We start from the raw sequence: 13505 nt of genomic DNA, 5'->3' as shown, positions 1-13505 counted from the left end.
CATGCTGCCACACTCACCTCATCTCGATCTGGAGTTTAACGACAGGTGGCTGACGGTCTGGTTCAATGATCCCCGGCGGCGAAACCCTTTGACCACCGAACGGGTAGATGCATTGCTAGAGCTTTGTGCTGCCCTGCAAATTGCGCCTGTTCAGGGCGTAACGTTTCGCGGGCGTGGGGGAGTTTTTTGCGCCGGCGGTGATTTGAAATCCTTCAGGGCCAGTTTTCAGAGTGACCTTTCGCGCGACCGCATCATCCAACTGAGCCTGCGGGCGGCCGATCTGTTTGACGCGGTGGCCGCGCTCCCGCAATTCACAGTTATGGCCGTGGAACGTGCTGCAATGGCAGGCGGGTTTGGGTTGGCTTGTACAGGCGATTTGGTCATCGCCGCTGATGACACACGTTTTAGCCTGTCTGAAGCACGTATTGGCCTTACTCCTGCTCAGATCGCACCCTTCGTGGTCGCCCGGATTGGGATGCCTGCCGCTCGGCGATTGATGTTGACTGGCGCCACGATTGACGCCCGCGAGGCTGAGAAATTGGGGTTGGTGGATCAGATCGTAGCCAATGAAAACATGGGCAAAGCGCTGATCGAAACTCAGGACATGGTTCAGGCAGCGGCTCCACAAGCCATGGCTGCGATCAAAAGACAATTGGTCGGGATGCCATTCCAAACACGAGAACAACAGCGGCATATGGCGGCTGTGAGTTTTGCGGAACGAATGCTCTCGGAAGAGGCGCAAGAGGGGATATCAGCCTTCTTTGAAAAACGAATACCCAAATGGGCGGGGGGTTGAGCAATGGCATTCAACACACTTCTGGTCGCCAATCGCGGAGAAATCGCCGCGCGCATCCTTCGTACGGCCCAAGCGCTGGGGCTTCGGACGGTGGCCGTTTACACGACCGCGGACGCCGGTGCGCTGCATGTAGCGCTGGCGGATGAGGCGGTCTGGATCGGTGAAGGACCGGTTGGCGACAGCTATCTGAACGGTGACAGGATCATTGCCGCTGCTCAGAAAACCGGGGCAGGGGCGATCCATCCGGGATATGGGTTCCTGTCCGAAAATGCGGAATTTGCCAAAAAAGTTGAGGCTGCGGGTCTGACCTTTATCGGGCCTGATGCCCAGGCGATCCGGTTGATGGGCGATAAAGCTGATGCCAAGCGTCTGATGGTCGGTGCGGGTGTACCATGCGTTCCGGGGTACGAGGGAGACGATCAGTCCGAAACTGCATTGACTGAGGCTGCGGCCAAGATTGGCTTTCCCATCATGGTCAAGGCGGCGGCGGGCGGCGGCGGGCGCGGTATGCGTCTGGTGCAGGACGCTGGCGCTCTGCTCGAGGCAATCGCGCAGGCTCGATCCGAGGCAGAGAACGCGTTTGGCTCTGGTGCGCTGATCCTTGAAAAAGCGATCACCGAGGCCCGCCATGTCGAATTACAGGTCTTTGCAGACAACCGTGGCAATGTGATCCATCTGGGTGAGAGGGATTGCTCGGTTCAACGGAGGCATCAGAAAGTTATCGAAGAGGCGCCGTGCCCTGAAATGACGTCTGAACTGCGCGCGAAGATGGGTGCCGTTGCAATCGACGCCGCCCGCGCCGTTAACTATCGCGGGGCAGGAACAGTAGAGTTTCTGTTGGAACCGTCGGGGGCATTCTACTTCCTTGAAATGAACACCCGTCTTCAGGTCGAACATCCGGTAACCGAAATGATCACGGGCCTTGACCTTGTCGCATTGCAGATTGCTGTCGCGCAGGGCGAAGCGCTGCCAATCACCCAAGAGGACATAGCGCAAAACGGCCATGCCATCGAGGTGCGCCTTTATGCCGAAGACCCGTCGAACGGATACTTGCCCGCGACCGGCCCCGTTGATGTCTGGAGACCAGCGGCCAGCCCCGGAGTGCGCGTGGATGCGGGTGTTCAGCCCGGGCAGGAGGTGTCTCCGTTCTACGACCCCATGCTCGCCAAGATCATTGCGCATGGTCCAACCCGCGAAATCGCAAGGGCACGGCTGATCAAAGCGGTGAACGAAACCGTAGTGCTGGGCACGGTGACCAACTCGGTGTTTCTGACTGATGTGTTGGGGCAAGATGCTTTTGTCCGGGGCGATGCAACTATCACTTTTCTCGACCAGGCATACCCCGAGGGGTTCCCCGCATATCAGGTCACGGGCCGTGACGTTGCTTTAGCGCTAGCTTTGATGCTCGACGCCGATCAAGCGCGCGCCAAGGCATCGGCTGGGTATGTGTCGTCCGACCAACTCGGCTGGTCCAGCGCCGCCCTTTTACCGTCCAGCGCAACGCTGACCTATGGCGAGACGGAGATACAAGCGCGTGCCCTCGCGCGACCTGATGGGTGGACCGTTTGGATTGAGGACGACACATTCGATATCACGTTCTCCAGCAACGCCAATGGGAACGTTCGGGCCTGCATCAACAATCAGACCGTGGATGCGGTAGCACATTTGACACGCGATGTTGCTCAGATCGCCGTCGGTGCTGAACGATTGACGTTCCGCCGTCTGCGTCCCGGCGCACAGGATGAAGAAACTGCCGCCAGCGGTCGCATTATCGCCCCAATGCCTGGCCTTCTGATCGAAGTGGCGGCCGAACCCGGCCATAACGTTGCCAAGGGCGACCGTCTGGCGGTACTCGAAGCGATGAAGATGCAGCATCAGATAACGGCAACCGTAAACGGTGTGATCACCGCTGTTCATGTCAAGGAAGGGCAGCAACTGATCTCGGGCGACGTTATGATCGAGATTGAGGAGACGTAGATGAATTCGGATCTGTGCCGCCAGCTTGGCATCGAGTTTCCCTTGTTTGCATTCAGCCACTGCCGGGATGTCGTAGCGGCGGTGTCCCGCGCAGGCGGCATGGGCGTCTTCGGAGCAGTCATGACGCCGCCGGATAAACTGCGGGCCGAACTGGATTGGATCGATACCCATTGTGACGGGAAACCATACGGCGTGGACTTGATCGTCCCAACATCTATCCAGAAACAGGTTGGCCCTGCCCCCAGTGGGCAGGACCTGCTTGCCGCCCTTCCTGAAACGCACACACAGTTTGCCAACAACTTGCTGGACGAGCATGGCGTTAACGCCGACGGGTTGGACGACACGCGTCTCGACATGATGCACTTTTCCGACAACATGAACGAAGCCGGTGCCGAAACCGTGCTGGACATCGTGTTTTCCTATCCAATCAAGCTGATCGCAAACGCATTGGGCACGCCTCCGCCCATCATGATGGAGCGTGCTCGCGCCGCTGGTGTTCCCGCCGCGGCCCTGGTCGGTTCGAAGAAACATGCAGCATTGCAGGTGGCTGCAGGTGTGGACATCCTTGTGGCGGCTGGCGGTGAAGCTGGTGGTCATTGCGGAGAGGTGTCGACAATGGTTCTGGTGCCAGAGGTCGTTTCGGTGGCGAAGGGTACACCGGTTTTGGCTGCGGGCGGCATCGTAAACGGCGCGCAAATGGCGGCGGGTATGGCGATGGGGGCTGCAGGGGCCTGGTGCGGCTCGGTCTGGCTGACCACGGCCGAGGGCGAGCCGCCGCAACAGATCAAGGACAAGATGCTGGCGGCGGCATCGTCGGACACTGTCCGCAGCCGTTCGCGCACCGGCAAACATTCCCGACAGCTTAAGTCCGCGTGGACCGACGCGTGGGAGGCCAATGGGCCAGACCCGCTGGCGATGCCCTATCAATCGCTGGTGTCCGAACCGGCACTGCGCAAGGTCGAAAAGCTGGCGCAGTCCGGGCATGAAGGGGCTGAGAAACTCTCGACATATTGGGTCGGGCAGGGGGTTGGTCTGATGAACCAGGCAAGCTCGGCCACGGCTGTGGTTCAGGAATTCAAGCAAGACTATCTGGCCGCTATCGAACGGCTGAACGCAACGTTGGAGGGCTAAGCGGTGCAACAGGCAACGGATTTTCTGGAAGAAAGCGACGCTTTGCATGCCGTACTGGCGAATGTCACAGGCGACCAATGGGAAACCGTGACCCAGTTCAAAAGGTGGACGCTGAACGACGTGCTTGTTCATCTGCACTACTGGAACCAGATGGCGGATCTGTCACTTCAGGACCCCGACGCGTTTACCGCTCGGATCGCCGCCTTGTTCGCCAAGGCCAAGTCCGAAGGGCTGCGGTCTGCGGAAAACACGGCGATTTCGCTGAGGGGGGGCGAGCTACGCGACGCGTGGCGGGGACTTTATACGGATATTGGCACCCGTTGGGTCGATCTTGATCCAAAGCATCGCGTGAAATGGGCCGGGCCGGATATGTCCGTGCGCTCGTCAATCACAGCTCGCCAGATGGAGACTTGGGCACATGGGCAAGAGGTCTTCGACATATTAGGCCTAGAGCGTGTCGAACAGGACCGGGTCAAAAACATCGTTGTTCTGGGCGTGAACACCTTTGGTTGGGCTTATCAGGTTAATGATAAACCAGTGCCCGAGGCCATGCCGCGACTGGAGTTGACTGCTCCGTCAGGGGTTTCGTGGGAATTCGGCGACCCGGGCGAGAACAGTATCACGGGCTCTGCCGTGGAATTTGCACAGGTCTCGGCCCAGACGCGCAACATTGCGGACACATCACTAAAGGTGGAAGGACCGATTGCCAGAGAGTGGATGTCAATCGCGCAGTGTTTTGCTGGCGGTTGCGAAAAACCCCCTGCACCGGGCAGCCGCTACCGGACAGAAGGTACTGCGGAAGACTGATTAACAGTTGAATATGAAGAATGATCCCGGCAGAAAAGAGGTCACAGAACGGACCGAAAACGAAGACATGCTTCAGTTTAATGTAACAAAACTGGCGTCCGGCCTGATCGTCGCGGTCGTCATCGGCTGGTTGTTGGTGCTTGGCAAAAGTATCCTTTTGCCCGTGCTTTTGGGCATAATCGGGATCTATATTCTGGACTCGACTGCCTCGACAATCGGGCGGGTGCCGGGATTGCGAGGGATGCCGCGCCGAGCCCGGCGTTTGCTTGCACTCCTTTTGATTTTTCTGCTCTTGGTTCTGATGGGCGTGCTTATCGAGTCAAATGCACAAGCCGTTGCTGCAAATATCCCTCGCTATCAAACCAATCTGAATGCGCTGATCGAGTCCGTGATGAACATGTTGGGCGTCAAAAAGCTGCCGGACTGGTCGTCAATCGAACAAACGCTTTCCGGTAAGTTTGATGTCCTTGGCTTTTTGCAAGGAACTCTTTCGACCGTGCAGGGGTTTGGCACGGTCCTGATGATGACGATCCTATACATTGTGTTCATCCTCACCGACTTAAACGGTATGCCAGCGAAGCTACAAAAGGCGTTGGGTGATGCCGAATCTGCTGATCGCTCGTTGCAAATCGTCGCGCAGATCAATCAGAAAATCGGCAGCTATCTGAGTGCAAAGACGTTGATCAATGTCATTTTGGCGGCGATCTCATTCGCGATCATGCTGCTTTTGGGGATCGAGTTTGCACTGTTTTGGGCCATATTGATCGGCCTTTTGAACTACATTCCCTATTTGGGCTCTATCATGGGTGTTCTGTTCCCCGTCATGCTGAGCCTCGTACAATTCAGCGGTCTCTGGCACGCGGGGGTGGCCTTTATCGCGCTGATGGCGGCGCAGCTTTTTGTCGGCAATTACCTCGAACCCCGGCTGGTTGGAAACTCGGTCAATCTAAGTGGGTTCATGGTGTTGTTCTCGCTGACGATCTGGACAGCCATGTGGGGTCTGGCCGGTACGATCCTCGCAATACCTCTGACGGCCGTCGTGATGATCATATTGTCACAAATTCAATCCACTCGGCCGCTGGCCATTCTAATGTCGGAAAACGGCGAGCTTGATTGATCGCGGGCGTGAAGAAACTGAAACGGCGCATCCGTTTCCAACAACGTGATCAGCCTATGATCTGGGTCAGCCAAGGTGGGACTCTTCCGATCTCGGCGAGTAAGAAGTCCATGAACACTCGTACCTTGGGTGAAAGCACGTTGGACTTGGGGTAGATGAGCCATAGAACATTGTCATCGGCACCTTCGTAATCTGGCAGGACTCGGATAAGTCGTCCCGAAGCCAATTCTTCATGCACACTCCACAGCGCATTTAGCGATATACCCAGACCGGCCAAAGTCGCGTGTTTTTGACTTAGCCCATCGTCCAGGATCAGCTGGCTCTGCGCTGCGCCGGGATCGAAAGTCACAGATTCCCCTTTAGCACTTTTGAGCGGCCGCGGACCAAGATGGCGAAAAGCGATGAGCTTGTGACGGTTCAGTTCTGCAGGCGTTTCGGGAATGCCATTTGCATCAAGGTAGGCGGGCGCGGCACACAAGAGCCGCGTGTCATCCGCCAACTTGCGCCCCTTGAGGCTGGTATCCAGCAACGGAGCGTTGCGCAGTGCCAGATCGTAGCTGCCTTCGATCAGATCGACCTGCACATCGGACAGGCGGAGATCCAGCGTAAGATCCGGGTGTTGGTTCAGGAATTCCGGAAGGATAGGCGTGATGTAGAGCTGCGCAAAGGTGCTGGGGGCCGCAAACCGCAAGGTTCCCGTGATGTTGGTCTTTCCCTTGCCAAGCGCTGCCATGGCTGCGTCCTCCTGGGCAAGAATCTCGCGCGCGAAGGGCAGAAAGTCTTCGCCTTCGACAGACAGGGACACTTTACGTGTGGTGCGGCGCAAAAGTTCCGCGCCTATGCTGTGCTCCAGCTTTGCCAGCTTTGCGCTGGATACGGCTGGTCCCATCCCCAACTGCCGCCCGGCCGCGCTGATATTCAGTAGCTCTGCGGCCAGAACAAACAGTCGTAACCCGTCAGTGTCCATGCTCATTATCTGTATTTCCCGAATTTTGAATACTGAATTGAACTGTTTATTCGCAAATCCCTATAAGACATATCTTTGATCAACAAAAGATACAGACCGCAGGAGATTGCTGAAATGGCACGCACCGCCACAGTCAATTACCACGTCCACAAGAACGAACGGCAAGCATTCCATCTTGATGCAGGCGGCATCGCTGGAAATCTGATTTCGCCCGATCTTGAACCCACGCAGGTTGCGCTAAAGGACACGCGTTCAGTGTCCGACGTGGTGTGTTTTAAGCAGGACGCCGTAGAGTTCGCTAACGCACCAAGCGCGGTACAGGATTTTGCGGGTGATGAATGGCACGCTGCCTATGACCGTGAGTTGATGCAGCTTTTTACAAGCAGGGTGGGTGCGCAAGAAGTCCTGATCTTTGATCACACGGTGCGCGTGGACGATCCGGACGCAATTCGTAAACCAGCGCGCAACGTGCACAGCGACTATAGCGAAGATGGGGCAAAGCAGCGCCTGATCGATCTGCTGGGGGTCGAAAAAGCGGCTGAATGGAGCAAGGGGCACTACGCATTTATCAATGTCTGGCGACCCATCGCTCAACCGATCAACAGCGCACCCCTTGGCTTTGTACGGCCGTCGAGCATTGATCCTGCTGACTGGATCTTGCTTGACCTGATCTATCCGGATCGCGTGGGGCAAATCATGGGGCTTGTGGGCAACCCAAGCCATGAATGGCTCTACCGGTCCAAGATGACGCCGGATGAGGTGGCGTTCTTCAACATCTACGACAATCAAGGGCTGCCGTCGATCGCGCATAGCGCACTGGATATGGTCGAAGACCCGGAGGTCACAACCATCCGCAAGAGCATCGAAAGCCGCACTTTGGTGCGGTACTGAAGGAGTAAGACGATGTTGGACAAGACTGAGAGCAGCGCCTTTGCTCACATCAACACAGCTTACAATAGGGTGTTCCGTCCCGGTCGATTGAGTGTTGGTCTGGTGTTGCCGCTTGAGGCCTATGCTGTCGGGGCTGAACCGACGATGCGCAACCATATCGAAATGGCACAATTGGCCGAGCAACTGGGTTTTTCGTCGCTTTGGCTGCGAGACGTGCCCTTTAATGTCCCGAGTTTTGGTGATGCCGGTCAGATGTTTGATCCTTTCGTTTACCTCGGCACGCTGGGGACAGTGACGGATCGGATCGCGCTTGGCACGGCCAGCATCATTTTGCCTTTGCGCCACCCAGCCCATGTCGCAAAAGCGGCGGCCACTGCCGATGCCTTGTCCGGCGGGCGTACGATTTTCGGCGTGGCCTCCGGCGACCGGCCCGAGGAATATCCGGCGATGGCCCAAACCTATCCGGATCGTGGTGCGCGTTTTCGCGATTGCTTTGACTACATTCGGGCGGTTGGCTCGCCTTACCCCCGCCACGAAAGCGCACAGGGTCAATTGAACGGGCAAATCGATTTGTTGCCCAAGCCTGCCGGAAAACGCCTGCCATTGCTGATTACAGGCAACAGTCAGCAATCCCCAGATTGGGTGGCCCAGAACGGAGACGGGTGGATCATGTATCCGCGCGACGCCGCGTCGCAAGGTCGGGTGATAGCGGACTACCGTGCGCGGCTGAGTGCGACGGGGCAGGCCAACAAGCCGGTGTTGCAGTCGTTGTATATCGATCTTCTTGATGAACCGACCGCGTCCGCGCGCCCCATACATCTTGGCTTTCAGCCCGGCGGGGACTTCCTGCGCCGCTACCTAAAAGAGATCGAGGCGCTGGGCGTCAACCACGTAGCTCTCAATCTGCGATTCAATCACGCGCCTGTTGGCGAAACGCTAAAACGGCTTGCGGACAATCTGCTGCCTGACTTTGTCTAAAGGACGGATCACATGACCAAGACTATTCTCATCACTGGCTCCACCGACGGGATTGGCCTGCTCACCGCCCGGAAACTTGCCGCTGACGGACACCGCGTTCTGATCCATGGTCGCAGCGCGGCCAAGGTGGGCCCCGCCCAGGCACAGATCGGCGGTTCGGTCGAGGGGTACATCGCGGACTTGTCCGACTTGAAAGCCGTAAAGGGTTTGGCTGATGCGATCCTCAATAAGCACGACAGGCTGGACGTGCTGATCAACAATGCGGGCGTGTTGAAAGCCCCCCAGACCGTGCTGGATAACGGGATGGACATTCGTTTTGTCGTCAACACGCTTGCGCCATTTCTGCTGACAGAGCTGCTGTTACCGATCATGCCCAAAGACGGTCGCGTGGTGAACTTGTCTTCGGCCGCGCAAGCGCCGGTGAAACTGGATGCCTTGAATGGAAAATCGCGTCTGGCGGATATGGACGCCTATGCGCAAAGCAAGCTCGCCATCACCATCTGGACCCGCGAATGGGCTATGGAATTGCGAAATGGGCCTGCGATGATCGCTGTCAATCCTGGTTCGCTGCTGGCATCGAAGATGGTGAAGGAAGGATTTGGCGTCGCTGGCAATGACCTGAGCATCGGTGCCGATATCCTGATCGACGCTGCCCTTGGTTCGCGCTTTGCGGACGCATCCGGTGCTTACTTTGACAATGACAGCGGCGCCTTTGCAAACCCGCACGGCGCCGCGTTGGACGCTGCGCATGCGGCAGAAGTCATGGATGCGATCAAAGCCTTTGTGCGGCAGCACAGCTAACGGCGTCTACCCAATCGAACCGTTTTAACCCGCCCCCTCATCCGTGATGCAGGGGACCAAGAAAGGACTGCCTGATGAAATACGAAAATTTCCAAACATTCGACGTAAAAGTCGAAAACGCCATTGCAACGGTGATCTTCAACTTTGGCTCGGTAAATGTGCAGGGCCAGCAGATGTTGGCCGATCTCAACAGTCTTGCCATGCGGCTGGAGCGTGACCGCGACACAAAGGTGGTGATCTTCCAATCTGCCAATCCCGAGATTTGGGTTTGTCACTACGACACAAAATTGCTCAAGGACATGTCGGTCGAGGCTGTGTCACGCGAAGACGCTCAGTTGCTCGATCTGCAATCGGTCTGCGAACGTATCAGCAAGGTGCCACAGGCAACTATTGCCAAACTGGAAGGCTTTGCGCGGGGTGGCGGGCACGAACTGGCGCTGGCCTTGGATATGCGCTTTGCGGCGCGCGGCAAGTACAAATTCATGCAGATGGAAGTGGGCATGGGGATCCTTCCCTGCGGCGGCGGAGCTTCACGCATGGCGCGTCAAACCGGCCTCGGTCGTGCGCTGGAGATCATTCTGAGCGCGCAGGATTATGACGCCGATGATGCGGAACGATTTGGTACAATCAACAAGGCGCTCGAACCGGATGAAATCGGCCCATATGTCAATGCGCTTGCAGAACGCATCGCACAATTCCCGGCGGAGTCGATTAACGCATGCAAACAAATGGTTTACGAGTCCATCGACAAACCCATCGACGAGGCGCTCAAGGCCGAGGCTTATTGGCTTTACCAGGCCACAAGTAAAACCCCGGCCATCAAGCGTTTCACGATAGCAGACGAACATGGGTTACAGCATGACATCCAAAACCAGCGCAACTGGAATGAGCTGGTGATGAAGGTTCAGGAGATTCAAGAGTAAAAGTTGCGAGCAAGCACAGGGGTTGGTCACCGCCGCAGGGGGCCAGCCTCCATATCAAGCCTCATACTGGTCAGGGAGCCTTCAGTTCAAATGCTGGTTCTGTGTGTGGTTGCTCGATAATCTGAGCTTCAGGCAATGTCTGGCGGTGTGCCGGCTTCAGGCGGCAAGCCCTTGAAGAAGTGCTCATTACTACGGTCCCGACAAAGGAACACGTTTTTTGGCAAACTGTCTTTGGGCAGTCATTCCATTGGCGAGACAGCCGAGAAGCGCGCAGAAATCGTCTTCGAAACTACTGGCGTTCTCTGCCAGCCCAGCCTCTTTCGCAGCGCTTTGGACGACAGGACGATCCTGTTTCATTGGCCACAGCCCCGCAAGAACCACATATGCGCTGCGGATGAATTGGACGGCCACGGGCTTTTCCTTAACGACACCCGGTTTGAGCAGGGCATCGGCCCAGTCGCCAAGAACGCACACAAACTCATATTTGATCGTTACAAGCCGGTCATGCGCGATGTTCCGTTCCAGAATACGGGCAAAATCGCTGGACAATGCACAGAACAGCGGCTGTTTTGAGATCACCTTGGCAAAGCAATTTGCGGCCTGCGGAAGATCGGCACACCCCGCCAGTTCCTTTTTTAAGGCATTTGTCATTTTATCTACTTCCAGGATCGGCAGATACGCCGGAGTTTCCTCTTTGCTTTTGAAGTATCGGTACATTGCCGACTTAACGACACCGGCTTCCTTCGCCAGGTCCGTCATGATCGTGGCATCCAAAACCAGGGTCTTCACAACCTGCCGGGCGGCTTCAAGAATCTGGGTCCGCCTCAGCTCTTTCTGTTTCGAGTTTCGGGCGCGGGTGAAACTGCTGGGTAAGCTGTTTTGAAAATGTGGCGAAAACTAACTTAAATCCGGGGCGTTTTCGCGGTTGTCTGGGATATATGGAGTGCCGGGTGAAAATCCGGCACTCCTACTACTCCCGTTGTTCAACAGGCGTCCCCTGCCGAGAACTTCGTTTTTAGGGCCAGGAGCGTTCGCCCGTGATAACCTGCGCGCTGAGTTCCAGATCACCAACGTTTTTGAAGTCGGGATAGGCTTCCTGCATCGCAGTAATCAGTTCGGCCGAGTTTTCCGCCTTTTCCGCAGCGGCCTCGAATGCCGCAACATATTCCTTGGTGAAATCGATGATGCTGGCATCCTCGGCACTTTCACCAGCGACGTGACCGGGGATGATGCGCTCGGGGTTGAGAGCGGTGATCTGATCCAGCGTCATACGCCAGCTGTCGCGACTTTCGGGTGTCTGGTTATCCGCAAGCCAGACATGAACGTTTTCGTAGAGAACCACGCCGCCAAGAACGGTTTTTTCGGACGGGGCCCAAAGGAATGTGTGCGCAGGATCGTGACCATCCAGGCCGATCACTTGAATGGTTTCACCATCCACAGTCAGGCTGTCTCCCTCCAACACGTCCGGCACGATCAGCTCCGAGGGCGCATTGGCCTCCAGAATAGGTCCCCAGAAGCCGAATTTGAGCTGGATCGTTTTCTCGATTCCTTTCACCGTTTCGGGCGTCGCGAGTATTTTGACATCCGGATAGGCCGCGCGGATCGTGTCCAGCCCGAAATAGAAATCGGGGTCTTTGTGGCTGATGAAAACGGTCGTGAGTGGTTTGCCGGTGGCCTGGATCATCTTCACCAGTTGTTCGGCATCATCCTTTTCGAACTGAGCGTCTACCAACAGCACCTCATTCGGCCCCTCGATCACATTCGAAGAAACCGGAAACAGGCTGCCCTCGTTGGGGGTGAAATGGGTGATGTTCAGGTCCGCAGCCAATGCAGCTGTTGAAAGCAACATGGCGGCGGTCGTGGTCAGGATTGATTTCATCTTCATCTCCTTTGTCAGGCGGCAACCTTCCACTGATGTCGCGGTTACCTGGTGAGCCACAAATAAGGAGTCGAAGATGTCATCTAAATACGTATTATGAATACATAGCGTCAACTAAAAGATGACAATAGATGGAAAAATCAAATTTGAACCGTTTGGAGTACTTTGTCGCCATAGCCGAGGCGGGAACCATTACGGCCGCAGCAGATCGCATGCGTGTGAGCAAGGCAGTTGTCAGCAAGCAATTGCAGCTACTGGAAGAAGAGTTGGGGGCAACTCTGGTTGTTCGGAATTCGCGCCATCTGAACCTGACCGAAATCGGCCATTCGTTCTACTCGGCAGCACAGGCGTCCGTGGCCCAGGCAGAGGAGGCTTATGCTATGGTGCGTCGTGGCAGCGCGGAACCTTCCGGGACATTGCGCATCACGGCACCTCTTGATTTGGGCTCTGAGTATGTCGCTCCGGTGGTGGCGAGTTTTCGGAGAGCTTACCCGGCAGTCAAAATAGATCTGATGCTGAGTGATACGCGCATGGACCCGGTCGAAGCCCGATTTGACATAGCGTACCGGGTTGGGTGGCTGGCCGATTCAGCAAATATCGCGCGTAAAATAGCCGGGTTTCGGCAAATCGTGGTCGCCTCTGTCAGGTTGGCAGAGGAGATGGGAGAGTCAAAATCGCCGAGTGACTTGGAGAAGTTTCCGTTTATAGAGCATCAGGCTTTGTCCAATCCGCTCCGCTGGCGCTTTTCGGCGGCATCTGGCGAAACAGCAGATATAGAGATGACACGTGCCTTGTCCGCCGATGTGACGCCAGCCATCAAAGCCATGACGCTTGAGGGCGCCGGTATCTCGATCCTGCCAGATTTCTACGTTCGCAAAGAACTTGCGGACAAATCACTGATCCAGCTTCTGCCAGATTGGTCACTTCCGTCCGGAGGGATCTATTCGGTCTACCCCCCAACTCAGTACAGATCGACCGCCACACAGCGGTTCGCGCAGCTTTTTCACGACTACATGCGGAAAGAACTGGCGTAAAAGGCATCTGTGGGTCGGTCCCGCTCTTCAGTTCTGCGCGACAGAGCAGCTATCCTTGGTTACATGGCTGGCGGTTAGTGCTCCTTCTGTAGATGACGAAGAATCTCTATTTAAAACTTCCGAGCGAGCAGAGATCAACTACCGAGGGTTTATGTGGAACTTTCCTTGACCAGTTTTCGGCTCGACCATCCACAAAAGGTGTCA

The 13505-nt window shown here is 56.3% G+C and carries 13 protein-coding genes; 10 read left to right on the top strand and 3 right to left on the bottom strand.

The annotated features are described in order from the left end of the window. Nucleotide 1: 1 nt before the first annotated feature. Genes MHN28_RS19370 through MHN28_RS19350 form a run of 5 tightly spaced genes read left to right on the top strand, consistent with a single transcriptional unit; the run spans nt 2 to nt 5828 of the window. A complete protein-coding gene (locus MHN28_RS19370; protein ID WP_239344220.1) occupies nt 2–796 on the top strand; it encodes an enoyl-CoA hydratase/isomerase family protein in 795 nt (264 codons plus the stop codon). Between the two features lie 3 nt (nt 797–799). Continuing rightward, on the top strand, nt 800–2773 hold the full coding sequence (locus MHN28_RS19365) for an acetyl-CoA carboxylase biotin carboxylase subunit (RefSeq protein WP_239344219.1): 1974 nt from the start codon (nt 800–802) through the stop codon (nt 2771–2773). Further along, on the top strand, nt 2774–3904 hold the full coding sequence (locus tag MHN28_RS19360; RefSeq protein ID WP_239344218.1) for a nitronate monooxygenase: 1131 nt from the start codon (nt 2774–2776) through the stop codon (nt 3902–3904). A 3-nt stretch (nt 3905–3907) separates the two neighbouring features. Then, nucleotides 3908–4711: a TIGR03084 family metal-binding protein gene (locus tag MHN28_RS19355; RefSeq protein ID WP_239344217.1), complete on the top strand. Its 804-nt coding sequence runs from the start codon at nt 3908–3910 to the stop codon at nt 4709–4711. A gap of 13 nt (nt 4712–4724) precedes the next feature. Then, nucleotides 4725–5828 carry an AI-2E family transporter gene (locus MHN28_RS19350; protein ID WP_239344216.1) on the top strand — a complete coding sequence of 368 codons (1104 nt, stop codon included), beginning with the start codon at nt 4725–4727 and terminating at the stop codon, nt 5826–5828. 49 nt (nt 5829–5877) lie between these two features. On the opposite strand, the gene MHN28_RS19345 is transcribed toward MHN28_RS19350, so the two are convergent. Next, nucleotides 5878–6795 (bottom strand): LysR family transcriptional regulator, encoded by a 918-nt coding sequence (locus tag MHN28_RS19345; RefSeq protein WP_239344261.1) that lies wholly within the window; start codon nt 6793–6795, stop codon nt 5878–5880. A 114-nt stretch (nt 6796–6909) separates the two neighbouring features. On the opposite strand from MHN28_RS19345, the gene MHN28_RS19340 reads away from it, so the two are divergent. The 4 genes from MHN28_RS19340 to MHN28_RS19325 all read left to right on the top strand — a co-directional run bounded on the left by MHN28_RS19340 (nt 6910) and on the right by MHN28_RS19325 (nt 10388). Then, entirely contained in the window at nt 6910–7686 is a 777-nt protein-coding gene (locus MHN28_RS19340; RefSeq protein WP_239344215.1) for a CmcJ/NvfI family oxidoreductase, read from the top strand. A 12-nt stretch (nt 7687–7698) separates the two neighbouring features. Further along, on the top strand, nt 7699–8664 hold the full coding sequence (locus MHN28_RS19335) for a TIGR03571 family LLM class oxidoreductase (protein WP_239344214.1): 966 nt from the start codon (nt 7699–7701) through the stop codon (nt 8662–8664). Between the two features lie 12 nt (nt 8665–8676). After that, nucleotides 8677–9465, top strand: a complete 789-nt coding sequence (locus MHN28_RS19330) for an SDR family NAD(P)-dependent oxidoreductase (protein ID WP_239344213.1) — start codon at nt 8677–8679, stop codon at nt 9463–9465. 74 nt (nt 9466–9539) lie between these two features. After that, nucleotides 9540–10388: an enoyl-CoA hydratase/isomerase family protein gene (locus MHN28_RS19325; RefSeq protein WP_239344212.1), complete on the top strand. Its 849-nt coding sequence runs from the start codon at nt 9540–9542 to the stop codon at nt 10386–10388. A 189-nt stretch (nt 10389–10577) separates the two neighbouring features. Here MHN28_RS19325 and MHN28_RS19320 read toward each other — a convergent pair whose 3' ends face one another. Both MHN28_RS19320 and MHN28_RS19315 read right to left on the bottom strand, forming a co-directional pair. After that, nucleotides 10578–11201, bottom strand: coding sequence for a TetR family transcriptional regulator (locus MHN28_RS19320; RefSeq protein WP_370645760.1), 624 nt, complete (start codon nt 11199–11201; stop codon nt 10578–10580). 202 nt (nt 11202–11403) lie between these two features. Then, nucleotides 11404–12267 carry an MBL fold metallo-hydrolase gene (locus tag MHN28_RS19315; protein WP_239344210.1) on the bottom strand — a complete coding sequence of 288 codons (864 nt, stop codon included), beginning with the start codon at nt 12265–12267 and terminating at the stop codon, nt 11404–11406. 131 nt (nt 12268–12398) lie between these two features. On the opposite strand from MHN28_RS19315, the gene MHN28_RS19310 reads away from it, so the two are divergent. Beyond that, nucleotides 12399–13301 carry a LysR family transcriptional regulator gene (locus MHN28_RS19310; protein ID WP_239344209.1) on the top strand — a complete coding sequence of 301 codons (903 nt, stop codon included), beginning with the start codon at nt 12399–12401 and terminating at the stop codon, nt 13299–13301. Nucleotides 13302–13505: the final 204 nt, after the last annotated feature.

Source organism: Ruegeria sp. Ofav3-42, from assembly GCF_022347725.1.
In the GTDB taxonomy this organism is placed as follows: domain Bacteria; phylum Pseudomonadota; class Alphaproteobacteria; order Rhodobacterales; family Rhodobacteraceae; genus Ruegeria.
Note: the sequence above shows the minus strand (reverse complement) of the source record. Positions and strands in the feature narration are given on the sequence as shown.